This is a genomic window from Streptomyces sp. H51 (assembly GCF_035656535.1).
GTDB lineage: Bacteria > Actinomycetota > Actinomycetes > Streptomycetales > Streptomycetaceae > Streptomyces.
In genome coordinates this window covers 224,593-247,311 of record NZ_JAYMHD010000048.1, presented here as the reverse complement: position 1 = coordinate 247,311, position 22,719 = coordinate 224,593, and the positions used below count along the sequence as shown (strand labels likewise).

The following is a 22,719-nucleotide window of genomic DNA, read 5'->3' as shown; positions in this document are numbered from 1 at the left end:
ACGACGAACGCCGTCTGCCGGTCGGGTGAGAAGGCCGGGAACGGGCAGTTGACGCGGGCCGGAGAAGGGGGCGCCGGCGCCCGGTCCCGTCCCCTCCGGCGAGACCGCGCGCCGACGGCGGCAGCAGGCCCACGGTCGGTCGCGGGCCGCGGCGCGGTCCACGGGTGCCCGTTCCACCGGAGTCCGCGCACGGGTCGGGCGACGGGCCCCGCCGACGTCTCAGCGGCACGGGGGCGTTCGGTCCGGCGGGCCGGCCCCCGGTCCCCCGCGGTCCCGGTGCGCGCCACGTGCGCCCCGCCCCCTGGGAGGATCCCGCGCGGCGGCCGGACCTGGGGCTTCCGATAGCCTCGAAGCCGTGACGGAACAGCACTCGCACCAGTTCGAGCGGGGCACGGACGGGCCGAAGGTCATCGTGGTCGGCGTCGACGGCTCCGACTCCTCGCTCCGTGCCGCGGCGTACGCGGCCGGTCTGGCCAGGCGGCAGCACGCGCTGCTCGCCGCCGTGTACGTCCAGCCGGTCATGGCGGCGGGCGCGGCGATGGGGGCACCGGTCGCCGACACGACCGACGAGATCGCGGAGGACCTGGTCAAGCAGATCCGGGAGGCCTCCCAGCGGCTCAAGGGGCTGTACGAGGTGCGCTGGGAGTTCCACACCTTCCGCGGCGACCCCTACACCGGCCTGGTGAAGGCGGCGGACGACCTGAAGGCGGACGCGGTGGTGGTGGGCACCTCCGAACAGGCCGGCCACCGGATCATCGGCTCGGTGGCGGTGCGGCTGGTGAAGGCCGGGCGCTGGCCGGTGACGGTCGTGCCGTGACCGGGCGCTGGCCGGTGACGGTCGTGCCGTGACCGCACGCCTCGGAGCGCGGGCGGGAAATCCGGCACGGTCCGGCTGAACTCCTCCGGTCGCCCCGTGTCCCCGCCGCACGGCCCCGCCGCCACCCGGCCCCGCAGACCCGCCCCGCGGACCCGCTAACGCGCCATCACGAGCCCGTCCTTCCCGGCGCCCCGGCTGAGCACCACGTCCCGGATCCGGTCCCGCACGCCCTGCAGCCCGGCGCCCTGGGCGATCGCCCGGTTCAGGTCGACCACCCGCCCGGCGTCCACGTCGAACCACTGCGGGACGAACTCCGCCTTGGTCACCTCCCAGCGCCCGCCCGGCCGGGCCGGCGGAGCGAAGGTGAAGCGGGCGACGGACGACTGGTTCCCGCGCGGGTCATGGACGCCCTCGTGGTTGATCATGTCACCGGCGATCTGGTCGCCCATGCCGTAGACCACCCAGGTGCCGTTGACCTTCTCGTACGCCTGCGGAACGTGGGCGTGGGTGCCGAGGACGAGGTCGATGTCGGGGCGGCCGCCGGTGCGGGCGGCGGTGAGCTGCCGGGCCACGGTGAGCTGCTGCTGGTCGGGGTCGTCCTGCCACTCCGTGCCCCAGTGCACCGACACCACGACCACGTCGGCGCCCTCCCGGCGGGCGGCCCGGGCGTCCGCGACGATGCGGTCGGCGTCGATCAGGTTGACCGCCCACGGCTCGCCCTGCGGCAGCGGGATGCCATTGGTGTCGTAGGTGTACGAGAGGTGGGCCACCTTGGCCGCCCCCGCGCGCAGGACCGTGACGGCGTGTGCCTCCTCCTCGGTGCGGGCCGAGCCGGCGTGCCGGACGCCCGCCTGGTCGAGGGCGTCGAGGGTGCGGCGGATGCCGCCGGCGCCGTCGTCGAGGGTGTGGTTGGAGGCGGTGGAGCAGCCGTCGTAGCCGGTGGCGGCGAGGGCTCGGGCGACTTCGGGCGGGGACTTGAAGGTGGGGTACCCGGTGTAGTCGCCGTTCGCGCCGTACACGGTCTCCATGTGACACAGCGCCAGGTCCGCGCGGGAGACGACGGGCTTGATGCCGGCCAGCATCGGCCGGAAGTCGTAGGCGCTGCCGCCGCCGTCGAAGCGGGCGCGCTCGATGATCGAGCTGTGCGGGAGGACGTCGCCGGAGGCGACGAGCGTGAACCCCTTGGTGACGGCGGACGGGGCCGGGCGTCCGGCCTTCACGGCCGGCGTGTGGTGCTGGGACTGACAGGCGGCGCCCGCGGCGAGCAAGGCCGTGAGGGCCAGGGCAACCTGTCGTCTGCGTGCAATCATCAGCTCACCCCACTGTGGTCATATTTACCCACGAATAGGTACGAAGCTGGCGGCCTTCCCAAACGGTCCGCGCCCCCCGATTAGCCCGTCCGGCGCGCGGACGGGGGTGCTCCGGGGACGCTCCGGAGGTGACCGGAACCGAACGGCCGGAGCGGAGGGGACCGTTCATCGAACCGTTCGTCGACGCGATCGACCGTCCGTCGCAGATCCCGGTACGGACCCTGTCCCGCGACCGCGCCCTGCGGTGCCATACGCGCATGACGGCCGTAACCACAATGACGAACGGGACGACCGCCGAGCACGAGATCGCCGCACTTCAGCGCGAGCACGGCCGGCCCCTCTTCGCCCTGCTGACGAGGCTCTGCGACGGCGACCGGCAGCGCGCCGAGGACCTGGTGCAGGAGACCCTCGTCCGCGCCTGGCAGCATCCCGAGGCGCTGCGCGCCGACGCCTTCGAGTCCGTACGGCCCTGGCTGCTCACCGTGGCACGCCGGCTGGCCATCGACGCACGGCGGGCCCGGCAGGCACGACCGCCGGAGGTCGGCGACGCCATCCTGGAGAACGCCCGGGTGTGCGCGGATCACGCCGAACGGGCGGCCGCGGCCCTCGATGTGCGGGAGGCTGTGAAGACACTCACTCCCGAACACCGTGAAGTCCTGGTGCTCGTGTACTTCCAGGGGGCGAGTGTGGCGGAAGCCGCCGAAACCCTGGGGATCCCGCCCGGTACCGTGAAGTCCCGCGCGTACTACGCGCTGCGCGCCCTGCGCCGGGTGCTTCCGGGTTACGCGGCCGACCTGCGCTGAAACCGGAGCCTGGGTCAAACCTCGGTAAAGCGCCTTGCTGAGGACCCCTGTTGAGTAATCGGCTGTCTTCATCCGTGTTCCGGACTGGGGGGCCACGGGTTCCCGAGGGGGGCCCGCGGCCGGGCGACGCGCACGCACCGGAGGAAGGCAGGAAGGGATGCTGCACAGAGGTCAAGAGGGCACGGACGGCGACGGCGGACTGGTCGTCCCCATGGCCTGGCTGTACGCCGAGTACATCGCCGACGAGTTGTTGCGGACCGGCGATCTGATGCCGCCCACGTCCTTCGAGTTCCGCGCCGGACGCGACGCGCTCGCGCTGACCATCTTCCTCTCGGACACCGACCGCGAGCTCTGCGGCATCCGGGTGGTCTCCCAGCTGGAGACCTGGATGTCGCTGACCGCGTACGACCAGCCGTGGCAGGACTGGGTGCGCGACGGAATGGCCCGGCTCGCCGCCGAGGCCGCCGAGCCCGGCGGCCCGGGACCCGACCTGGAGCTCGCGGAGGCGGCCTGGCGCTGGCTGGAGGAGACCGAACTGCTCGCGCCCGACCTGAACGCGGTCCCGGGCGGCGCCGCGGGGGCGGGTGAGGACGAGGGCCCGAAGGTGTGGACGAAGGCATGGCAGCTCGGGCTGCCCCTCGGCCACCTCGCCATCCACCTCTTCTAGATTTTTCCGCCCGGGACCAATCCGCGGGCCGGACCGCTCCGAACAACGGGGTTCCGCGATTCACGTGTGCCTTGAGTGATTCGGCGGTCCGGTCCGTACCGGTGGGAGCAACGAGCAACCCCACCCGCACCCGACGGCACGAGGATTCGGCATGAGGTCCCTGGAGAGGCATCGCGACGTCGCCGCGTACGCGCTCGGCGTGCTGGACGAGGCGGACGCCTTCCGCTTCGAGGACCACCTCATGGAGTGCGCGCGCTGCGCGACTCACGTGACCGAGTTCGGGCCCCCCGCACGGCAGTTGATGTTGTACCGGCGGGCCACCCCGCGTCTCGTGCACCCCATGGCCCAGCCCGGTCCCCAGTTGCTGAACCGGCTGCTCGGCGCGGTGGCCGCCCGTCACCGGGCCACCCGCCGGCGCTTGCTGTACGCCGTGGCCGCCTCGGTGGTCGCCGCCGTGGCCGGTCCCGGCATCGTGATGGCCGCGGGCGGCGGCAACGACGAGGACCGGGCGCGGATCGCGGCGACCGACCAGCGGTCGGGGGTCTGGGCACAGGTGACGGTCGCGGACGAGGAGTACGGCACCGAGCTGGAACTCCAGGTGAAGGACGGCGCGGGCCCGCACTCCTGCCGCCTCGTCGTCGTCGCCCGCGACGGCTCCGAGCAGACGGTGACGAACTGGACGGTGCCCGGCCACGACGCCCGCCCGAACACCGTGCGGGGCAGTTCGCCCCTGCGCAGCGACGACATCGCCCGCTACGAGGTGCGCACGGCCCAGGGCGAGCACCTGGTGACGCTCGAACCGCGGTAGCGCTCCGCGCCGAGCGGCTGCCGCACCGTCGTGGCCGCTACTTCAGCAGCCTGGACATCCTCCGGTCCGCCAGTGGCCTGCCGCCCGTCTGGCAGGTGGGGCAGTACTGGAGGGAGGAGTCGCTGAAGGAGACCTCGCGGACGGTGTCGCCGCAGACCGGGCACGGCTCGCCGGTGCGGCCGTGGACGCGCAGGCCGCCCTTCTTCTCCGCCTTCAGGCGGCCGGCCGCCACGCCGCGGGACCGTTCGACCGCCTCGGTGAGGGTGGTCCGCAGCGCCCGGTACAGCCGCGCGGTCTCCTCGGGGGTGAGCGAGGCGGCCACCTTGTACGGCGACATCTTCGCGGCGTGCAGGATCTCGTCGCTGTAGGCGTTGCCGACGCCGGCGACGAGGCTCTGGTCGCGCAGGGCACCCTTGAGCCGGCGCCGTTCGGACGTCAGCAGGGCGGCGAACGCCTTCTCGTCGAAGTCGGCCGCCAGCGGGTCCGGGCCCAGCCGCGCGATGCCCGGGACCTCCCGCGGGTCGCGGACGACGTGGACCGCCAGGCGCTTCTGGGTGCCCGCCTCGGTGAGGTCGAAGCCCTCACCGGTCTCCAGCGCCACCCGCATCGCGAGCGGGCCCTTGCCGGGGCGCGGCGGCCCGTCGGGGAGCCGGTCCCTCCACCGCAGCCAGCCCGCGCGGGCCAGGTGGGTGACGAAGTGCGGTCCGCCGTCGGTCTCCAGGTCGAGGAACTTGCCGTACCGGTGCACGGCCGCCACCTCGCGGCCCTCGACGGCGTCGAGCGGCGGGTCGTACGTCTTCAGGACACTGACGGCGACCGGCAGCACCCGGACGATCCGGCGACCGGACAGGTGTTCGGTCAGGAAGTCCTTGAGCGCTTCGACCTCGGGGAGTTCCGGCATACGTCCAGAGTGCCACCCAGGACCGACGACGCCAGGCGAGCCCGCTCGGGGCGCCGCCGGGCCCGGCCCGCGGCACCGGGCGGGTCCGGCCGCACGGCCGAGCAGGCCCGGCCACACCGCCAGGCAGGCCCGGCCACACCGCCGCGCCGCCGAGCCGCCGCGCCGGCCCGGCCAAGCGGCCAGGTGGGTTCAGTCGTTGTCCCGGACCGCGAACTCGCACCACACGCACTTGCCGCCGCCCCGCGACTCCACCCCCCACGCGTCGGCGAGCAGGTCGACCAGGAGCAGGCCACGCCCGGAGACGCCGGACTCGCCCGCGTCCCGGCGGCGCGGCAGTGCGCTGGAGGAGTCCTCGACCTCGACGCGCAGCCGGCGCCCGCTGCCGATGAACACCCGCAGGGTGACGACCGCGGAGCCCTCGGTGTGCATGAGGACGTTCGTGATCAGCTCGTCGCCGACCAGTTCGATCTCATCGGCGCGGTTCCGGCCGCCCCACGCGCGGACCGCCGCCCGGATCATGCGCCGCGCCTCGGTGAGCGCCCCGGGGTCGCCGGGCGCCACCTGCCGCTGGAGCCGGCCGCCCGACTGCGCGGTCTCCAGGCCGCGGCGACGCAGCAGGAGCAGGGCCACGTCGTCGTCGCCACCGCGCTCCTCGGCCACGTCGATCAGGCGGTCCGCGAGGTTCCGTACGTCGTCCGGGCCGCTGCCGACGAGGGAGACGAGCGTCCGCATGCCGTCGTCGAGATCCGTGCCCGGCTGTTCGACCAGGCCGTCGGTGCACAGCACGAGGGTGGTTCCGGGGTCCAGTTCGAGCGTGCCGACGGGGTACGCGAGGCTGTGGAACTCGGCGGACAGTCCGAGCGGCAGGCCCCCGTCGACGAAGACCCGGCGGCAGCCGCCGTCGGCGTCGCGGATCAGCGGGTCGATGTGGCCGGCCCGCACCACCTGCACGACCCCGGTCGACAGGTCGGCCTCCGCGTACAGGCAGGTCGCGAAGCGGTCGGTGTCCAGTTCGTGGAGGAAGACGGAGGCGCGGGCCATGACGGTGGCCGGGGTGTGGCCCTCGGCGGCGTACGCGCGCAGCACGATCCGCAGCTGGCCCATGACGGCGGCAGCGTGCGTGTCGTGGCCCTGGACGTCGCCGATGACGGCGCCGACCCGGCCCGCCCCGGAGGGGGTGCCACCGGGCAGCGGGATCAGGTCGTACCAGTCGCCGCCGATGTCCCGGCCCAGCGCGGCCGACCGGTAGCGCACGGCGACGTCGGCGCCGCGCACGCTGGGGATGGTGCGCGGCAGCATCGCCTGCTGCAGTCCGGTCGCGAGGTCCTTCTCGCGCTCGTAGAACATGGCCCGCTGAAGGCTCTGCGCGATGCTGCTGCCGAGGGCGAGCAGGACGCCGCGGTCCTTGGGCGAGAAGCCGCTCCGGCCGCTGTAGAGCACGCCCATGACGCCGATCGGGCGGGCCCGGACGATCAGCGGGAGGTACGCGGCGGCGGTGATGCCCAGGCCGGTGACGTGGTGCCACAGGACCGGGTACCGCTCGGCGAACTCCTCCGGCGACTCGATGAACCGGGGGGTGAGGGTGCGCACGACCTCACTCGTCGGGCAGTTTTCGTCGACACGGGTGACGCGGGTCTCGGGGACGGCGCTCTCCGCGGGGCCCTCGGCGATCAGCCGGATGCGGTCCGCCTCCACCAGTCCCATCACCAGGCCGGTGGCGCCGAGGTGGGTGAGGCCATGGGTGTCCTTGACGACGTCGACGACGTCCTGGACGGTGCGGGCGTGGGCGAGGGCGGCCGTGGTCAGCTGGACGACGTTGGTCTGCTCGCGCCGGTCCGCGTCCCGGGCGGCCTGCTCGCGGCGCGCCTCGCTGTCGGCGAGTTCCTCGGTGGCGTCGCGGACGATGCCGACGATCCGGCGCGGGCGGCCCGTCCCGTCGCGCCGTATGTAGCCCTGGGTGTGCGCCCAGCGCAGGCTGCCGTCGCGGCGGCGGATGCGGAAGTAGGCGCCGTAGTTCTCGCTGCCGTCCTTCATGGACCGGGCGACCAGGGCGTCGAGCCGGTAGGCCTCGACCGGCGGGACCCGGACGGAGAGGCTCTCGGGGTGGCCGTCGTACTCGTCCGGGCGCAGGTCGAAGACCTCGTGCGCCTGGGCGTCCATGTGGAACAGACCGGTGTCCAGGTCCCAGTCGAAGCCGCCCATGCGGTTGAGCGCCAGGACCGGATCCGGATGAGCGGGCCAGTCGTCCGGGAGGGAAAGGGCGCTCGCTCCCCGATCAGCCATGAGGCCACTTTGCCAGTTTTTGCCCGTTTCTTCGACCGGGGTGGTGGACTTCGCCGTCATTGTCCTTCCGCTGCTCCCGCCCCGCCCGCCGGGTTGCGCGGGCGCGAGCCGGTCACACGGACGGTGACGGCGGGTCCGGGCGGGACAATGGAGTGAGGAGCGCACGGCCGTGGACTGGTTCACCGCACCCGACTACTGGCTGAGCCGGCTGGTCTTCCAGCGGGCTCTGGCCGGCGTGTACCTGGTGGCGTTCCTGACGGCGGCGCTGCAGTTCCGGGCGCTGCTCGGCGAGCGCGGCATGCTGCCGGTGCCCCGTTTCGTCGAGCGGGTGCCCTTCAAACGGGCCCCGAGCCTCTTCCACCTGCACTACTCCGACCGGTTCTACGCCTCCTGCGCCTGGGCGGGGTGCGCGGTCTCCGCGGCGCTGGCAGCCGGGGTGGACTCGCTGCTTCCCCTGTGGGCGGGGATGCTGCTGTGGCTGGTGCCCTGGGCGCTGTACCTGTCGATCGTGAACGTCGGCCAGACCTGGTACGCGTTCGGCTGGGAGTCACTGCTGCTGGAGGTCGGTTTCGTCGCCGTCCTGCTCGGCAACGACGAGGTGGCCCCGCCGGTCGTGGTGCTGTTCCTGCTGCGGTGGATCCTGTTCCGCGTCGAGTTCGGCGCGGGTCTGATCAAGATGCGCGGCGACGAGTGCTGGCGGAGGCTGACCTGCCTGGACCACCACCACGAGACCCAGCCGATGCCCGGCCCGCTGAGCTGGTTCTTCCACCACCTGCCGAGGCCCCTGCACCGGGTCGAGGTGGCCGCGAACCACGTCACGCAGCTCGTCGTGCCCTTCCTCCTGTTCACCCCGCAGCCGGTCGCCACGGTCGCGGCCGCGCTGATGATCGCCACCCAGTCGTGGCTGGTGCTGTCCGGCAACTTCTCCTGGCTGAACTGGATCACCATCGTGGTCGCCCTGTCCGCGGTGCGGTTCCCGGCGCACGCGCCGTCCGTGCCCGGCGCCCCGCTGTGGTACGAGGTCGTGGTCCTCTCGGTCGCGGCGCTGCTGCTCGGCCTGAGCTACCGCCCGGCCCGCAACATGCTCTCCCGCCGCCAGGTCATGAACCGGTCCTTCGACCCGCTCCACCTGGTCAACACCTACGGGGCGTTCGGCAGCGTGAGCCGGGTCCGCCACGAGGTGGTGATCGAGGGCACCGCCGACGACGTGCCGCGCGAGGACTCGGACTGGCGGGAGTACGACTTCCGGGGCAAGCCGGGCGACCCCGGGCGCTGGCCGCGCCAGTTCGCTCCCTACCACCTGCGTCTGGACTGGCTGATGTGGTTCGCCGCTCTCTCCCCGGCGTACGCCGGCCCGTGGTTCGGCGCCCTGGTGGAACGGCTGCTGGAGAACGACCGCGACACCCTGCGGCTGCTGCGCCGCTCCCCGTTCCCCGCGGACCGGCCGCCCCGGTTCGTCCGCGCCCGCCTCTTCCGCTACGAGTACACGGACTGGCGCGAGTTGCGGGAGACGGGCGCGTGCTGGCGGCGGACGTACGTGCGGGAGTACCTGCCGCCGACGCGGCTGGCGGGGGCGGCGCGGAGATCCTGAATACCGGCGGGACGGTGACCGGGGGCGACCTGTGCGCATGTGTCGGCTGTGAGCGTGAACCACCGGACATGAGCGGGCAGTTCGTGTGAGGCTTTGCCCATGAACTCCGAAGACCCGCTGGCCGACCGGCTGCAGCTCGACCGGCCGCACTCGGCCCGTGTGTGGAACTACCTGCTGGGCGGCAAGGACAACTACGCCGCCGACCGGCAGGCCGGTGAAATGATCCTCCAGATGTTCCCGGACATCGCCCTGCTCGCCCGGCTCCAACGGCGCTTCCTGGCAAGGGCCGTACGCCATCTCGCCGGCGAGGCCGGGATACGCCAGTTCCTGGACGTGGGCACGGGCCTGCCCACGGTCGACAACACCCACGAGGTCGCGCAGCGCATCGCCCCCGAGAGCCGGATCGTCTACGTCGACAACGACCCCCTGGTCCTGGTGCACGCGCAGGCGCTGCTCACCAGCACGCCGGAGGGCGCCTGTGCCTACCTCGAGGCCGACGTGCGCGACCCCGAGGGCATCCTCGAGGCGGCGTCCCGGACCCTGGACTTCAGCCGACCCGTCGCGCTGACGATGCTCGGCATCCTCGGACAGATCCCGGACTCCGACGACCCCGGTTCGGTCGTCTCCCGCTTCCTGGACGCCCTCCCGCCGGGCAGCTACCTCGCCCTCGGCGACGGCACCGACACCAGCGAGGCGCTCAACCGGGCGATCGCCGTCTACAACGCCAACTCCGCCAGTTCGTACCACCTGCGCAGCCCGGAGCACATCGCGGGCTTCTTCGACGGTCTCGAACTCGTCGAGCCCGGCGTGGTCCCGACCTCGCAGTGGCACCCCGACCCGGTCGACGTGGGCCGCGCGCCCTCGGACGTCGACGCGATCTGCGGGATCGGCCGCAAGATCTGAGGTCCGCGCGAGGAGGGGCGCCCGCGAGACGGCGCCGCCCCTCCGCCGCCCGGCCGCCGTCCGGCGACGGCCTGTGTCCGGGGCCGTACGGCGCCGGTCCACGGGCCGGAGGCGGCGGCGCCGAGGCGCCGCCGGATCACAGGCGGAACAGCGCCCACACCACCTTGCCGCCGCCGGTCCGCGGGCTCCACCCCCAGGTGTCGCTCAGCGCCGAGATGACCTGCAGGCCACGCCCCGACTCGGCGAACTCGTCCGGCTCGGTCGGCACGGGGACCCGGTCGCTGTCGTCGGTGACACCGCACACGGCGCAGGACAGGCGGTCCCACACGGCGATCCACAGCAGCGGTTGCGGTGCGGTGTCCCGGCCGGGCGGCCGGCCGTAGCGGAGGGCGTTGCTGACCAGTTCCGACACCGTGACCGTGACGTCGTCGAGGCGTTCCGCCGACGCGTCGCGTCCGAGCGCGGACCGCGTGAAGTCCCGCGCCACGTGGGCGGACCGGGGCACGGGCGGCACCAGGAGTACCGAACACCGCGTGGGGACGACGGCGTTGCCGGGCGCGACGGATGAGGGAAGCGGCTTCCCCGGCGCCGGGCGTCCCATGTCGTCGACGGCGTGGCACAGCCATTGCCAGGTCGCCTCGATCCGCAGCGAGTCTGCCGGTCGTACGACTTGCTCAGCGGACATCGCAACCCCTGAAACCGTGCCAAGACAACTACGGAACGCGTCTACTCCCGTGCGAAGTATCGTGCTCCGTCCGGCAGTTCGAATGCAAGTGCATCGGCAATTACCGCTGCAATTGCAGATGATCTTGCGAGCGTCAACGCCGTGGCGCTATCGTCCCGCACGACCGCCCTTGGATGCAATTGACGATGCAATTGCATCAGATCTTGGGTCCACCGCCTGCGACTTCACCTCGAAGAGGCTTTGGATGCACCACGTGAGCAACGGCATGCCGGCGACCCTGCTGAGCGGAGTGGTCTGGCGCAAGAGCCATCACAGCAACCCGGAGGGCAACTGCGTCGAGCTCGCCGCGCTCCCGGACGGCAGCGTCGCCATGCGCAACTCCCGCCACCCCGAGGGTCCCGCACTCGTCTACACCGGCGCCGAGATCTCCGCCTTCGTCCGCGGCGTGAAGGACGGCGACTTCGACGGGCTGCTCCCCGGCCGCTGAGGACGACCGCCTCCGCGGACGGCCGGGAGGAGCCCGGCCAGAACTCCCCTCCCACTTCCGCCCCTTCACTCCCCGCAGCCGTACGGCCTCAAGGTGCTACCCTTCTTGGTCGAGTCCCGGACCATGCATATGCCAGCCGGTACGGCGGCCGAGGGGATGGACATGACTGCAGCTCAGCCGGAACCCGTTCCCTCCGGCCAGGAGGTCCTGAGCCTTCGGCGGGGCGGCCCGACCGTGCAGCGCGTCGTGCTGGGCACCCGCCTGCGCCGCCTGCGCGAATCCCTCGGCATCAGCCGGGACGCGGCCGCTTCGGCGATACGCGCCTCGGACGCCAAGCTGTGCCGTATGGAGCTGGGGCGGGTCGGCTTCAAGTCGCGTGACGTGGCAGACCTGTTGACCCTGTACGGCGTCCACGACCCGGACGAGCGGCAGGAGTTCCTCGACTCGGTACGCCGCGCCAACGAACCCGGCTGGTGGCGCGCGTACGGCGATGCCTATCCGACCTGGTTCGAGCAGCACCTGGGCCTGGAGGAGGCCGCTTCCCTCATCCGGACCTACGAAGTCCAGTTCGTCCCGGGCCTGTTGCAGACCCCCGAGTACGCCGAGGCCGTCGTCCGGCTCGGCCACCGCGTCGCCGACCCGGACGCCGTCGCGCGCCGTGTCGCGCTGCGCATGAGCCGGCAGGAACTGCTCACCCGTCCCGACGCGCCACGGCTGTGGGTCGTGGTGGACGAGGCGGCACTGCGCCGGCCCCTCGGCGGGACCGAGGTGATGCGCGCCCAGCTGAAGCGCCTGATCGAGGCCGCCGCGCTGCCGAACGTCACCCTGCAGGTGCTGCCCTTCCACGTCGGCGGCCACGCGGCGGCCGGCGGACCGGTCACCGTGCTGCGCTTCCCGGTGCCGGACCTGCCCGACATCGTCTACCTCGAGCAGCTCTCCAGCGCCCTGTACCTGGACAAGCCGGAGGAGGTCGACCACTACCTCGCGGTCATGGACCGGCTGAGCATGGTGGCGTCCCCGGCCGCCGAGTCGGTGGCCTTCCTGGAACGCGTCCTGAAGGAGATGTGAGCCCGCGACCTGGGGCATGACTCTCGACGCGGAGGCCGCGGCGGTGCAGAGTGCTGTGCGTACTCACGAGTAACGCAAGCACCGCACCCCGAGGAGTTCCCGTGACCAGCTGGGCCGGGCGGACCGCCGCCGAGATCGCCGCCGCCGTACGCGAGAAGCGGGCCACCCCGAGGGCAGTGGTGGCCGAGCACCTGGCCCGGATCGAGCGGCTCGACGGCCGCGTCGGGGCGTTCCGCGTGGTGCGGGCCGAGGCCGCGCTCGCCGAGGCGGACGAGGTCGCCGCGCGCGCTGACCTCGCCGGACTGCCCCTGGCGGGCGTGCCGGTGGCGGTCAAGGACAATCTCGCCGTGCGCGGCGAGTCCAACCGCGTCGGCTCCGCCGCGACCCCGGACACGCCCGCCGCCGAGGACCACGTCACGGTGGCCCGGCTGCGGGCGGCCGGCGCGATCGTCGTGGGGCTGACGAACGTGCCCGAACTGTGCGTCTTCGGCACCACGGAGGGCGTCCACGGGACCGCCCGCAACCCCTGGGACCTGTCCCGCACGGCCGGCGGCTCCTCAGGCGGCAGCGCCGCCGCGGTCGCCGCCGGGATGGTGCCCATCGCCCTCGGCAACGACGGCATGGGCTCCCTGCGCATTCCGGCCGCCAACTGCGGCCTGGTCACCATCAAGCCCGGACACGGCGTCGTGCCCGCGGGCGTCAGCGACGGCGACTGGTTCGGCATGTCCGAGAACGGCCCGCTGGCGACCACGGTCGAGGACGTCCGCCTGATGCTCGCGGTCCTGGCCGGCACGGAGGAGACGCCGTCCGCCACGCCGGGCAGCCGCAGGATCGCCGTCTCGCTGCGCTCCCCGCTGACCGGCATCATGATCACCAAGCCGTACGCGGACGCGGCCCGGGAGGCGGCCGGCGTGCTGATGAAGGCCGGGCACCAGGTGCGGCGCGCCGACCCGCCCTATCCGCTGTCGCTGAGCACGACGTCGCTCGCCCACTGGACGGCCGGCACGGCGGTGGACGCCCAGGGACTCGACCCGCGCCTGCTGGCCAGGCGCACCCGGGTGCACGCGGCCGTCGGCCGCCGCTTCCTGAAGGGCGTCCGCACCGGCGACGGCCGGGACCGGCTGCGCCGCCGTCTGGAGCCGTTCTTCGCCGAGCACGACGTGCTGCTCACGCCCGCGCTCGCCCGGCGCTCCCCCAGGTCGGTCGCCTGGCACGAACGGGGCTGGCTGCCCAACCTGCTGGCCAACACCAACTACTCGCCGCTGACCCCTCCGTGGAACCTCACCGGCTGGCCGGCGATGGCGGTCCCCTTCGGCACGCTCCCCTCGGGCGCGCCCTGCGCCGTGCAGTTGGTGGGCCTGCCGGGCACGGAGGCGGACCTGCTGGCGCTGGCGGAGCAGTTGGAGAAGCTGCACCCGTGGCAGCGCACGGCGCCCCTGGCGCGGGACGCGGACGAGCCCGCCGCGGCCGGCTGAGGCGGCCGGCCCGACAGGCCCGGGCAGACAGCCGGCCCGACGGGCCCGGGGCAGGCGGTCGGTCCCGGGCCCGGGCAGGCGGTCGGAAAGGGGTGGCAGGCCGCGAGTACGCCGTGCTTGCATGGCGGCATGATGTCCACCGACCGCCTGTTCGCCTTCGCGGCGCTGTCGCTGCTGTTGATCGTGGTCCCCGGGCCGAGCGTGCTGTTCGTGATCGGCCGGGCGCTGGCGCAGGGGCGCCGCGCCGCGCTGACCACGGTCGTGGGCAACACGCTCGGCGCCTATCTGCTCGTGGTGGCCGTGGCCGTCGGCATCGGGTCCGTCGTGGAGCGCTCGGTGCTGGTCTTCACGGTGCTGAAGCTGGCCGGCGCCGGCTACCTGGTGTATCTCGGCATCAAGGCGTGGCGGCACCGCGGTTCCCTGCGGGCCGCGTTCGCCGGTGACGGGGACGAGGCGGTGGCCCACGGCGGCCTGCGCACGTTCTGGGAGGGGTTCGCGGTCGGCGTGACCAACCCGAAGACCATCGTGTTCTTCGCGGCCGTGCTCCCGCAGTTCGTCGACCGTGAGCGGGGTCACGTCGCCCTGCAGATGCTGCTGCTCGGGCTGGTGTTCAACGCCATCGCGCTCGCCTCGGACAGCGTCTGGGGCCTGGCCGCGGCCACCGCCCGCGACTGGTTCGCCCGCTCCCCTCACCGTCTGTCCCTGGTCGGCGGGGTGGGCGGCCTCACCATGATCGGCCTTGGCGTGACCGTGGCCGTGACGGGCCGCAAGGACTGAATCAGCCGGACGTCCGCGGTGGCTTCTCCGACCGCAGGGGCGTGGTCCGGCACGCCCGTGCGGTCGGCGATCGCGAGGGTCCCGCCGGAGTCAGTCGACGCTGGGCAGGATGTGGGGCTCGGCGAGGTCGTCCTCGTAGCCCGCCAGGCGGATCGGGGCGGACCGGGCCCACACGTCGAGGCTGCCGAGCTCTCCGGGCCGGCGGCCCGCACGCTCCGAGCGTTCCTTGGGACGTTGATCGCGATTCGTCTTCTCCGGTGTCACCGCGCACTCCTTATGTGTCGGGTCACCCTCGGGGCGGGCCGGCCGGTCTGCGGTCGGCGCTGGACGCCACTCGGGTTCGTTGGGAAAGCCGTTCGGACGCGGTGGCGCCGGTCTTTCATGGGAGAGCAGACCGTTGTCGGCCCGCTTGCCCCGGGACGGACATGGGTGTGGATGGGACCCGGTGGTTCCGCCCGTCCGCTCTAGATTAACCAAATGAGCAGGCGCCTGCTCGATGGGGCTGAAAACTTGACGTTACTGTCTCGATTCGTCCCTGTTCATCCGGCGTTCCGCCACTCGTCGGGAGTACATCTCCGCTGTCGGGGCACCGTCCCTCCGCTCGCCCGGCAGTTCAGGTCCCGTTGGCCGGACCGCAAGCCGGCCATGCTCTGCTGACGGGCGGCAACGGCTTGTCCGGCGGGAGGACCGACGCATGGAGCCGCGGAGTGTCGAAGAGCTGATGGATCTGCTGTACGCCTGCCGCGGCGACATACGCCGGCACGCGCTGCGGACCGCCGCGCTGCTGCGCCGCGGCCGGCCCGCCGACAAGGAGCTCCAACTGGCCGGTCTCCTCACCGCCGTCGCGTCGCTGCCGTGGCCCGGCGACGCGTCGGCCCGTGCGGACCGCGCGGCCGACGCGGTGCGGTCCCTGCTCGGCGAGCGGGTGGCCCGTCTGGTGCGCGGCCGGCCCGGGCCCGAGGCCGGGTGGGACGACGACCTGCTGCGCCTGCGCCAGGCGCAGGAGGAGGCCCGTGGCGCGGTGTTCGACGCGGGCGTCCTGGAGGACTGGCGCACGGTCCTGGAACTCGTCGCCGCACGCGACCGGCGCCTCGCCGCGAACGACTGACGGCCTGGCGGCATCGTGTGCCGGACGGCGTACGACGGGGACGCCGGAAGGCGGGGACGGACGGCGCGTTCGCGGGCGCGCCGTCCGTGACCGTCCGCCGGAGGGGCCACCGCCTCGCCCTCGACGGTGGCGCCGTCCGGCTCAGGGGAACAGCGCGATGCCCAGGAGGATCACGAGAACGATGAACGCGATCAGCGCGGCCGTGGCCCACGGGCCGCGGTGCCTGATCGGGCGGGCCGGCCCGCCTCCGCGCGGCCGGTCCTCCGGCAGCACGGGGTGCTCGGGCCGGTCGCTGGCGTAGAACTCCTGGTCCGTCGGATAGCGGTTGCGCGGGTCGTCGTACGCTCGCGGATCGATCTCACGTGGACTGGCCATGACTCACTCCTGGCGGGAGGTTGCGCAGGCCGGGTTCCCGCCGGGCGCCGGAGCCACACGTCGGGTCGGCGGATCACCACTTCCCGGGCGCGTAGTCCTTCAGGAAGACGCCGTACAGGTCCTCGCCCTGCTCGCCGCGCACAATCGGATCGTAGACCCGGGCCGCGCCGTCCACCAGGTCCAGCGGCGCGTGGAAGCCCGCCTCGGCCAGGCGGATCTTGTCCGGGTGCGGGCGCTCGTCGGTGATCCAGCCGGTGTCGACGGCCGTCATCAGGATGCCGTCCTTCTCGAACATCTCCTGGGCGCTGGTGCGCGTGAGCATGTTGAGCGCGGCCTTGGCCATGTTGGTGTGCGGGTGGCCGGCGCCCTTGTAGCCGCGACTGAAGACGCCCTCCATCGCGGAGACGTTCACGATGTACGTCCGCCGGGCCGTGGCGGCCGCCATCGCCGGACGCAGACGGCTGATCAGGATGAACGGCGCCGTGGAGTTGCACAGCTGCACCTCCAGCAGCTCGACCGGCGTCACCTCCTCCACCGTCTGTATCCAGCTGTTGGTGTCGTGCAGGTCGGGGACGAGTCCGCCCGCGTCGATGGCGGTGCCGGCGGCGATCCGCTCCAGGGACGCCGAGCCCGACACCAGGGCCAGGTCGGTGACGTCCTGCGCGGTCAGCGCGCCGCTGCCCGCGACCGGCAGCGCGGCCACGGCGCCGGAGCCGAAGGTGCCGATCACCTCGGCGGCGGGCAGCTCGCCGGCCGGCAGCGGGGCGGACTCGGCGGCGACCAGCTCGCTGTAGGCCTGCGGGGAACGCCGTACCGTCTGGGCCGCGTTGTTGATCAGGATGTCCAGCGGGCCCTCGGCGGCGACCGAGTCGGCCAGCGCGACGACCTGCGCCGGGTCGCGCAGATCGATACCGACGATCTTCAGGCGGTGGATCCACTCGTCGCTGTCGGGCTGCGCCTTGAAACGGCGGACGGCGTCGTTCGGGAAGCGTGTGGTGATGGTGGTGTGCGCGCCGTCGCGCAGCAGCCGCAGCGCGATGTACATGCCGATCTTGGCGCGGCCGCCGGTGAGCAGCGCGCGTTTGCCGGTGAGGTCGGCGCGGGCGTCGCGGCGGGCCCGGTTCTCGGCGGCGCACTTCTGGCAGAGCTGGTGGTAGAAGTAGTCGACCTCTACGTAGCGCGCCTTGCAGATGTAGCAGGAGCGGGGGCGCTGGAGCACCCCCGCGATCCGGCCCTCCTCGGTGAGCGACGACGGCAGGATGCCCTCGGTCTCGTCGTCGATGCGCTGGGCCGAGCCGGTGGCCGTGGCCTCCGTGACCGCCTTGTCGTGGGCGGTCTTGGCGGCCCGGCGCTCCTGGCGGCGGCGCTGCTTGACCGTGCGGTAGATGCCGGCGGTCGCCCGGCGCACGGCGATCGCGTCGGGGTGGTCGACGTCCAGCTTGTCGAGCTCCTCCAGCACGCCGAGGCAGACGGCCAGCCGCTCGGGGTCGATGCCGGGCCCGTACCCGGCCTCGTCCGTGGTCGCCGAGCCGTCCTCTGTCACCGTCATCGCGCTGCCGTTCCCTGCTTCACCCGCGCAGCGCTCCGACCGCGCCCGCCTACGAACGGAGGATTTTACTTCAGCGCCGGGCCATTCCCGCAAACCGGTGACGATCAAGGGCAGCAGGCGTCGATGAGGCCCGCCACCTCCTCGGACACGGCCACGGCCAGGCGGTCCAGGTCCCAGACGGCCTCGGCGTCCGCGACGAGCCCGTAGTGGACGTGTCCGCGGTACGTCGAGATCGCGACCGCCAGCGACTGGCCGCGGGCGAGCGGGGCGTAAGGGTAGACCTCGGTGACCGGGTTGCCGCCGAGCTGCAGGCCGAGGCTGGGCAGCGGCACGCTGGTGACCAGGATGTCGAACCAGAGCCGGGCGGCCTGGCCCATGAGCGGTCCGCCGAGCCGGTGGCCGAGCGCGGGGACGTGGTCGGCGAGCAGCGCGACGGCGCCCGCGCCCCGGTGGGGGCCGGCGTCCTTGTTGCGGTCCATGGCCGCGCGGACCGCGCCGAGCCGGGCGAGCGGGTCGGGGTCGCCGACGGGGAGCCGTATCAGGTAACCGGAGAGCCGGTTGCCCTGTGGGTGGGCGGTGCGCGGGCGGCGCCTGGAGACGGGGATCAGGGCGCGCGGCGCGACGCCCTCGCTGCCGTCGCCGCGCTCGTCCAGCCAGCGCCGCAGGGCGCCCGCGACGACGGCGATCAGGACGTCGTTGACGGTGCCGCCGACGGACTTGCGCACCTGGTGGACGTCGTCGAGGTCGATGCGCACGCCGGCGGTGCGGCGGGTGCCGGTGGGCCGTGCGGTGAACGCGGGCGAGGACCGGGTGGCCAGCGTCGACAGGGCGACCGAGGCGCCGATGTCGAGGGCGCGGCCCGCGTCGGACAGGACGTCGCGCATCCTGCCGGGCAGTTCGCGCACGTCGGGCAGCAGGCGGCGGCCGGGCTCCTCCGGGCGGGGCCGGGGCGCCGGGAGGTCCATCGGGTCCAGCACGGCGGCGGCGAGCGTCAGCGCGCGCAGACCGTCGGCGAGCGCGTGGTGGAACTTGAACAGGACCGCGAAGGAGACGCCGTCCTGCCCCGGCAGCACGTGCGCCTCCCACGGCGGCCGGCCGCGCACCAGCGGGCGTTCCATGAGCCGGCCCGCCACGGCCTGGAAGTCGGCGGTGGGGGCGTGCAGCCGGACGTGGTCGAGCGGGTCGAAGCCGGGGTCGGGCTCACGGGCGGCGCCGCCGAAGGAGAGCGGCTGCCAGACGTCCCGGATGCGCATGCGCAGTCCGGGCACCGCGGCGGCCCGGGCGGCGAGCAGGTCGGCCGCGTGGGCGCCGGCCGTGGGCGAGTGGGCCGAGAAGACGCCGAGCGCGCCGAGGTGCATGGGGTGCTCGGCGGACTCCATGTTCCAGAACGCAAGATCGAGAGGAGCGAGCAGGTCAGAAGTCAATGGCTTGCCTCGCATCGACGAATGGGTGGACCAGCAGTCAAACCCCTCACCGCGATTACGGTCAAGTACGATCAGGCTACGCACAGTTAACACCAGATTAAGTCCCGCCCCTCCGGAAGGGGCGGGACTCAGGAGGTACCTGTGGTGACTTCGGCGGCTCAGGGGCGTGCCCGGGGTGACGAAACCCACTCCGACGGGTGCGGGCCGACCGTGGAACCGGGCGGCCGCGCGGAGCGGGGCCCCGGCGGGCCTACGGCACCCGCTGGCCCTTGCCCAGCGCGATCACGCCGCCCTTGGAGACGGTGTACAGCTCGGCGTCCCGCTCCGGGTTGACGCCGATCGTCGCGCCGGGCGGGACCTCGACGTTCTTGTCGAGGACGGCCCCGCGCACGATCGCGCCCCGCCCGATGTGCACGTTGTCGTGCAGGATCGAGCCCTGCACCACCGCGCCCGGGTCGACCACGACGCCCGGCGACAGGACCGACCGGGTGACCTGCCCGCGGATCAGGCAGCCCGCGCTGATGATCGACTCGCTGGCGATGCCGCCGGCGTTGAAGCGGGCCGGGGAGAGCTGGTTGGAGTGGGTGTAGATGGGCCACTGGCGGTTGTACAGGTTGAAGGCGGGACGCTCGGCGATGAGGTCCATGTGGGCGTCGTAGTAGGCGTCGAGGGTGCCCACGTCCCGCCAGTAGCCCTGGTCGCGGGTGGTCTCGCCGGGGACGTGGTTGGCGCTGAAGTCGTACAGGTGCGCCTCGCCCCGGTCGGTGAGCTGGGGCAGGACGGAGCCGCCCATGTCGTGGACGGAGTTCTCGTCCTCGGCGTCCCGGTGCAGGGCCTCGATGAGGGCCTTGGTGGTGAAGATGTAGTTGCCCATCGACGCGAACACGCACTCCGGGTCGTCCGGGAGGCCCGGCGGATCGGCGGGCTTCTCCAGGAACCGTTCCACCGTCTGCCCGTCCGGACCCGGGGTGATCACGCCGAACGACGACGACTCGGTGCGCGGCACGCGGATGCCCGCGACCGTCACGCCCGCGCCGCTGTCGATGTGCTGGGCGAGCATCTGCCGCGGGTCCATGCGGTAGACGTGGTCGGCGCCGAAGACGACCACGTAGTCGGGCTGCTCGTCGTGGACCAGGTTCAGGGACTGCAGGATCGCGTCGGCGCTGCCCAGGTACCAGCGCGGGCCGAGGCGCTGCTGGGCCGGGACGGGCGTGACGTAGTTGCCGAGCAGGCTCGACATCCGCCAGGTCGTGGTGATGTGGCGGTCCAGCGAGTGCGACTTGTACTGCGTGAGCACGCAGATGCGCAGGATGTCGCCGTTGACGAGGTTGGAGAGGACGAAGTCGACGAGACGGTACGTGCCGCCGAAGGTGACCGCGGGTTTGGCGCGGTCGGCGGTCAGCGGCATCAGACGCTTGCCTTCTCCGCCCGCCAGGACGATTCCGAGCACCGAAGGACCACCACGACGCATGGCCGCTCTCCTCACACCGGTTGACCCATGCCTGCCCCTGAGCAGGGCACAGTAAGCCTGTTCGAGGATCTTCCCGCCGTTGTGTTCCGGCTTCGGGTCCTGCCTATTCCGGCTTCGGGTCCCGCTTGAGGATCTTCTCGTACAGCCCGACCGTGCGCCGGGCGACGGTGTCCCAGCCGAACTCGTCCACCGCGCGCTCCCGCCCGGCCTCGCCCATCCGCCGCGCGGCCTCCGGGTCACCCAGTACCGAGTCCAGCGCCCGCGCCAGGTCCGCCTCGAAGTCGTCGCCCGGGGAGACGAGTACCCCGGTCCTGCCGTCCTCCACGACCTCGGGGATGCCGCCGACCCGGGAGGCGACGACGGGCGTGCCGCAGGCCATCGCCTCCAGGTTGACGATGCCGAGCGGCTCGTAGACCGAGGGGCAGACGAACGCGGCGGCGTGCGTGAGCAGCTGGACCACCTCGGGGCGCGGCAGCATCTGCGGGATCCAGTGCACGTGCTCGCGCACCCGGCTCAGCTCCGCGAACAGGTCGCGGAACTCCCGGTCGATCTCGGGGGTGTCCGGGGCGCCCGCGCACAGCACCACCTGCGCGGCCGGGTCGATGTCCCGTACCGCCCGCAGCAGGTGCGGCACGCCCTTCTGCCGGGTGATGCGGCCCACGAACAGGATGTAGGGGCGGCCGCGGTCGAGGCCGATCCGGTCCAGGACGTCGGTGCCGTGGTCGGGCCGGTAGAGCGTGGTGTCGATGCCGTTGTGCACGACGTGGACCCGGGCCGGGTCGAGGGCCGGGTAGCAGGCGAGAATGTCGTCGCGCATCGCGCCGGAGACCGCGATCACCGCGTCGGCCGCCTCGATCGCGGAGCGCTCGGCCCAGCCGGACAGCGCGTATCCGCCGCCGAGCTGCTCGGCCTTCCAGGGGCGCAGCGGCTCCAGGGAATGGGCGGTCATCACGTGCGGGATGCCGTGGAGCATCTTGCCGAGGTGGCCGGCCAGGTTGGCGTACCAGGTGTGGGAGTGCACCAGTTCGCGGCCCTCGACGGCGGCGGCCATCGCCAGGTCCACGGAGAAGGTGCGCAGCGCGTCGTTGGCGGTGTCGAGGGCGGCCCAGGAGCGGTGGCGTACGACGCCCACGCCGCGGCCCTCGCCCCAGCAGTGCACCTCCAGGTCCACCAGGGAGGCCAGCTCCCGGGCGAGGAACTCGACGTGGACGCCCGCGCCGCCGTACACGTCCGGGGGGTACTCCCGGGTCAGCAGTCCCACTCGCACCCGCAACCCCCTGGTCTCAGCGGCCGGTCCGGTTCATGGTCACTCATGAGGTGCCGCGTGCGGAAGAGCGCGGGGCTCGTGGGAAACAACAGTCACCGCACACGCCCGCTCCGGGTACCCGGTAGTACAGGCAGCAACTCCGCCGCCGGAACGCGGTCCCGGCCAGGGTGCCGGTTCCGGCCAGCAGGGGGTGGGCGAGCAGGCCGGCGGCGAGGGAGCGGGCGCGGGCCGCCGCGTCGGCGTGGCCGTGGGCGCGGGCCCACCGGTCGAGTTGGCGGGCGGCTCCCGCCAGGGCCGAGGCGGCGTTGCCGCGCAGCAGGCCGGACGCGATCCGGTGGCGGGCGCGCAGCGCCGCGGCCAGCGGCTCGAGGTGGGCACCGAGCACGGCCTCGGCGACGGTCGCCGGGTCCGCGGGCAGCGGGCGCACCTCCCGCAGCCACAGGTCGTCGGGGACGCCCGCGGCGGGGTCCCAGTGCAGCAGCCGCGGGTCGGGGTCGGGGATGCGCCCGTACAGGGCGGCGCAGCCCAGCGTCACCGACCACAGCCGGGCGGCGAGCCCCTGCTGGGCCACCGAGGCGGCGACCCGGGGCTCGGGGGCACGCAGCGCGCCCCTGACCTTCTCGACGCGGAAGCCCAGGGGGTCGCCCGACCGGACCGGCCGGTCGGCGTAGACGTCCGCGAGCGGCGCCGGCGTCCCGGGCGGTGTGCCGCCCGCGCGCAGGACGAAGTAGCCGCCGAGCGGCCGGAGCGCGGTGAGTCCGGGGTCGAGGTCCACGACACGCAGTAGTACCAAGGCCCGTAGGGGAGGCTGTCAGGGGGGCCGCACCTGGTGTCACCCACCTGAGGGAGGACTGGGTCCGATTCGTACTCCATCGGCAGTAGGACCCAATGCGTGCTCAGGGACGACGACGGGAACAGCCGGAGACGGCATCGTGTTGGTCATGATGGCC

General features: G+C 73.1%; 22 protein-coding genes. 11 read left to right on the top strand and 11 right to left on the bottom strand.

The features are described 5' to 3' along the window. Positions 1–355: 355 nt before the first annotated feature. The gene (locus VKA29_RS14675) at positions 356–817 is read left to right on the top strand and encodes a universal stress protein (protein WP_324785965.1); all 462 of its coding nucleotides are present in this window, start codon (positions 356–358) and stop codon (positions 815–817) included. A gap of 155 nt (positions 818–972) precedes the next feature. Here VKA29_RS14675 and VKA29_RS14670 read toward each other — a convergent pair whose 3' ends face one another. Continuing rightward, positions 973–2,127: a CapA family protein gene (locus VKA29_RS14670; RefSeq protein WP_324785964.1), complete on the bottom strand. Its 1,155-nt coding sequence runs from the start codon at positions 2,125–2,127 to the stop codon at positions 973–975. Between the two features lie 257 nt (positions 2,128–2,384). On the opposite strand from VKA29_RS14670, the gene VKA29_RS14665 reads away from it, so the two are divergent. The 3 genes from VKA29_RS14665 (at position 2,385) to VKA29_RS14655 (ending at position 4,405) form a co-directional block, all read left to right on the top strand. Beyond that, the gene (locus VKA29_RS14665; RefSeq protein ID WP_324786088.1) at positions 2,385–2,930 is read left to right on the top strand and encodes a sigma-70 family RNA polymerase sigma factor; all 546 of its coding nucleotides are present in this window, start codon (positions 2,385–2,387) and stop codon (positions 2,928–2,930) included. Between the two features lie 157 nt (positions 2,931–3,087). Further along, positions 3,088–3,597: a hypothetical protein gene (locus VKA29_RS14660; protein ID WP_324785963.1), complete on the top strand. Its 510-nt coding sequence runs from the start codon at positions 3,088–3,090 to the stop codon at positions 3,595–3,597. Between the two features lie 151 nt (positions 3,598–3,748). Further along, complete coding sequence (locus VKA29_RS14655) at positions 3,749–4,405, top strand: zf-HC2 domain-containing protein (protein WP_324785962.1); 657 nt, start codon at positions 3,749–3,751, stop codon at positions 4,403–4,405. Positions 4,406–4,442: 37 nt separating this feature from the next. Here the strand turns inward: VKA29_RS14655 and VKA29_RS14650 are convergent, their stop codons facing one another. Together VKA29_RS14650 and VKA29_RS14645 are read right to left on the bottom strand one after the other, a co-directional pair. Further along, entirely contained in the window at positions 4,443–5,306 is an 864-nt protein-coding gene (locus VKA29_RS14650) for an Fpg/Nei family DNA glycosylase (protein WP_324785961.1), read from the bottom strand. A gap of 189 nt (positions 5,307–5,495) precedes the next feature. Beyond that, a complete protein-coding gene (locus VKA29_RS14645) occupies positions 5,496–7,589 on the bottom strand; it encodes a SpoIIE family protein phosphatase (RefSeq protein ID WP_324785960.1) in 2,094 nt (697 codons plus the stop codon). 169 nt (positions 7,590–7,758) lie between these two features. Here VKA29_RS14645 and VKA29_RS14640 point away from each other — a divergent pair, with 169 nt between their 5' ends. Both VKA29_RS14640 and VKA29_RS14635 read left to right on the top strand, forming a co-directional pair. Further along, entirely contained in the window at positions 7,759–9,180 is a 1,422-nt protein-coding gene (locus VKA29_RS14640) for a lipase maturation factor family protein (RefSeq protein WP_324785959.1), read from the top strand. A gap of 99 nt (positions 9,181–9,279) precedes the next feature. Then, positions 9,280–10,083 (top strand): SAM-dependent methyltransferase, encoded by an 804-nt coding sequence (locus VKA29_RS14635; protein ID WP_324785958.1) that lies wholly within the window; start codon positions 9,280–9,282, stop codon positions 10,081–10,083. 136 nt (positions 10,084–10,219) lie between these two features. Here VKA29_RS14635 and VKA29_RS14630 read toward each other — a convergent pair whose 3' ends face one another. Continuing rightward, positions 10,220–10,768, bottom strand: coding sequence for an ATP-binding protein (locus VKA29_RS14630; protein WP_324785956.1), 549 nt, complete (start codon positions 10,766–10,768; stop codon positions 10,220–10,222). 244 nt (positions 10,769–11,012) lie between these two features. Here VKA29_RS14630 and VKA29_RS14625 point away from each other — a divergent pair, with 244 nt between their 5' ends. The 4 genes from VKA29_RS14625 (at position 11,013) to VKA29_RS14610 (ending at position 14,575) form a co-directional block, all read left to right on the top strand. Next, a complete protein-coding gene (locus VKA29_RS14625; protein WP_324785955.1) occupies positions 11,013–11,255 on the top strand; it encodes a DUF397 domain-containing protein in 243 nt (80 codons plus the stop codon). A gap of 162 nt (positions 11,256–11,417) precedes the next feature. Next, complete coding sequence (locus VKA29_RS14620) at positions 11,418–12,323, top strand: helix-turn-helix transcriptional regulator (RefSeq protein ID WP_324785954.1); 906 nt, start codon at positions 11,418–11,420, stop codon at positions 12,321–12,323. A gap of 101 nt (positions 12,324–12,424) precedes the next feature. After that, positions 12,425–13,798: an amidase gene (locus VKA29_RS14615; RefSeq protein ID WP_324785953.1), complete on the top strand. Its 1,374-nt coding sequence runs from the start codon at positions 12,425–12,427 to the stop codon at positions 13,796–13,798. 129 nt (positions 13,799–13,927) lie between these two features. Continuing rightward, positions 13,928–14,575, top strand: coding sequence for a LysE family translocator (locus VKA29_RS14610; RefSeq protein ID WP_324785952.1), 648 nt, complete (start codon positions 13,928–13,930; stop codon positions 14,573–14,575). 90 nt (positions 14,576–14,665) lie between these two features. Here the strand turns inward: VKA29_RS14610 and VKA29_RS14605 are convergent, their stop codons facing one another. Continuing rightward, a complete protein-coding gene (locus VKA29_RS14605; protein WP_249834998.1) occupies positions 14,666–14,839 on the bottom strand; it encodes a hypothetical protein in 174 nt (57 codons plus the stop codon). A 430-nt stretch (positions 14,840–15,269) separates the two neighbouring features. Here VKA29_RS14605 and VKA29_RS14600 point away from each other — a divergent pair, with 430 nt between their 5' ends. Beyond that, complete coding sequence (locus tag VKA29_RS14600) at positions 15,270–15,683, top strand: hypothetical protein (protein ID WP_324785951.1); 414 nt, start codon at positions 15,270–15,272, stop codon at positions 15,681–15,683. A gap of 141 nt (positions 15,684–15,824) precedes the next feature. Here the strand turns inward: VKA29_RS14600 and VKA29_RS14595 are convergent, their stop codons facing one another. From VKA29_RS14595 to VKA29_RS14570, 6 genes are all read right to left on the bottom strand, one after another. Next, on the bottom strand, positions 15,825–16,058 hold the full coding sequence (locus VKA29_RS14595; protein ID WP_324785950.1) for a hypothetical protein: 234 nt from the start codon (positions 16,056–16,058) through the stop codon (positions 15,825–15,827). Positions 16,059–16,131: 73 nt separating this feature from the next. Continuing rightward, complete coding sequence (locus VKA29_RS14590) at positions 16,132–17,607, bottom strand: SDR family NAD(P)-dependent oxidoreductase (protein ID WP_324785949.1); 1,476 nt, start codon at positions 17,605–17,607, stop codon at positions 16,132–16,134. 104 nt (positions 17,608–17,711) lie between these two features. Then, positions 17,712–19,031 (bottom strand): wax ester/triacylglycerol synthase family O-acyltransferase, encoded by a 1,320-nt coding sequence (locus VKA29_RS14585; RefSeq protein ID WP_324786087.1) that lies wholly within the window; start codon positions 19,029–19,031, stop codon positions 17,712–17,714. 250 nt (positions 19,032–19,281) lie between these two features. After that, complete coding sequence (gene glgC, locus VKA29_RS14580; RefSeq protein WP_324785948.1) at positions 19,282–20,502, bottom strand: glucose-1-phosphate adenylyltransferase; 1,221 nt, start codon at positions 20,500–20,502, stop codon at positions 19,282–19,284. 103 nt (positions 20,503–20,605) lie between these two features. Next, complete coding sequence (gene glgA / locus VKA29_RS14575) at positions 20,606–21,769, bottom strand: glycogen synthase (protein ID WP_324785947.1); 1,164 nt, start codon at positions 21,767–21,769, stop codon at positions 20,606–20,608. A gap of 43 nt (positions 21,770–21,812) precedes the next feature. After that, positions 21,813–22,544, bottom strand: coding sequence for a (2Fe-2S)-binding protein (locus tag VKA29_RS14570; protein WP_324786086.1), 732 nt, complete (start codon positions 22,542–22,544; stop codon positions 21,813–21,815). Positions 22,545–22,719 lie beyond the last annotated feature (175 nt).

Coding starts and splice junctions, on each gene's coding strand:
- VKA29_RS14665 (WP_324786088.1), top strand. CDS start 2,385: ATGACGGCCGTAACCACAATGACGAACGGGACGACCGCCGAGCACGAG.
- VKA29_RS14600 (WP_324785951.1), top strand. CDS start 15,270: ATGGAGCCGCGGAGTGTCGAAGAGCTGATGGATCTGCTGTACGCCTGC.
- VKA29_RS14625 (WP_324785955.1), top strand. CDS start 11,013: ATGCACCACGTGAGCAACGGCATGCCGGCGACCCTGCTGAGCGGAGTG.
- VKA29_RS14595 (WP_324785950.1), bottom strand. CDS start 16,058: ATGGCCAGTCCACGTGAGATCGATCCGCGAGCGTACGACGACCCGCGC.
- VKA29_RS14610 (WP_324785952.1), top strand. CDS start 13,928: ATGATGTCCACCGACCGCCTGTTCGCCTTCGCGGCGCTGTCGCTGCTG.
- glgC (WP_324785948.1), bottom strand. CDS start 20,502: ATGCGTCGTGGTGGTCCTTCGGTGCTCGGAATCGTCCTGGCGGGCGGA.
- VKA29_RS14650 (WP_324785961.1), bottom strand. CDS start 5,306: ATGCCGGAACTCCCCGAGGTCGAAGCGCTCAAGGACTTCCTGACCGAA.
- VKA29_RS14630 (WP_324785956.1), bottom strand. CDS start 10,768: ATGTCCGCTGAGCAAGTCGTACGACCGGCAGACTCGCTGCGGATCGAG.
- VKA29_RS14655 (WP_324785962.1), top strand. CDS start 3,749: ATGAGGTCCCTGGAGAGGCATCGCGACGTCGCCGCGTACGCGCTCGGC.
- VKA29_RS14660 (WP_324785963.1), top strand. CDS start 3,088: ATGCTGCACAGAGGTCAAGAGGGCACGGACGGCGACGGCGGACTGGTC.
- VKA29_RS14590 (WP_324785949.1), bottom strand. CDS start 17,607: ATGACGGTGACAGAGGACGGCTCGGCGACCACGGACGAGGCCGGGTAC.
- VKA29_RS14635 (WP_324785958.1), top strand. CDS start 9,280: ATGAACTCCGAAGACCCGCTGGCCGACCGGCTGCAGCTCGACCGGCCG.
- VKA29_RS14670 (WP_324785964.1), bottom strand. CDS start 2,127: ATGATTGCACGCAGACGACAGGTTGCCCTGGCCCTCACGGCCTTGCTC.
- VKA29_RS14620 (WP_324785954.1), top strand. CDS start 11,418: ATGACTGCAGCTCAGCCGGAACCCGTTCCCTCCGGCCAGGAGGTCCTG.
- VKA29_RS14645 (WP_324785960.1), bottom strand. CDS start 7,589: ATGGCTGATCGGGGAGCGAGCGCCCTTTCCCTCCCGGACGACTGGCCC.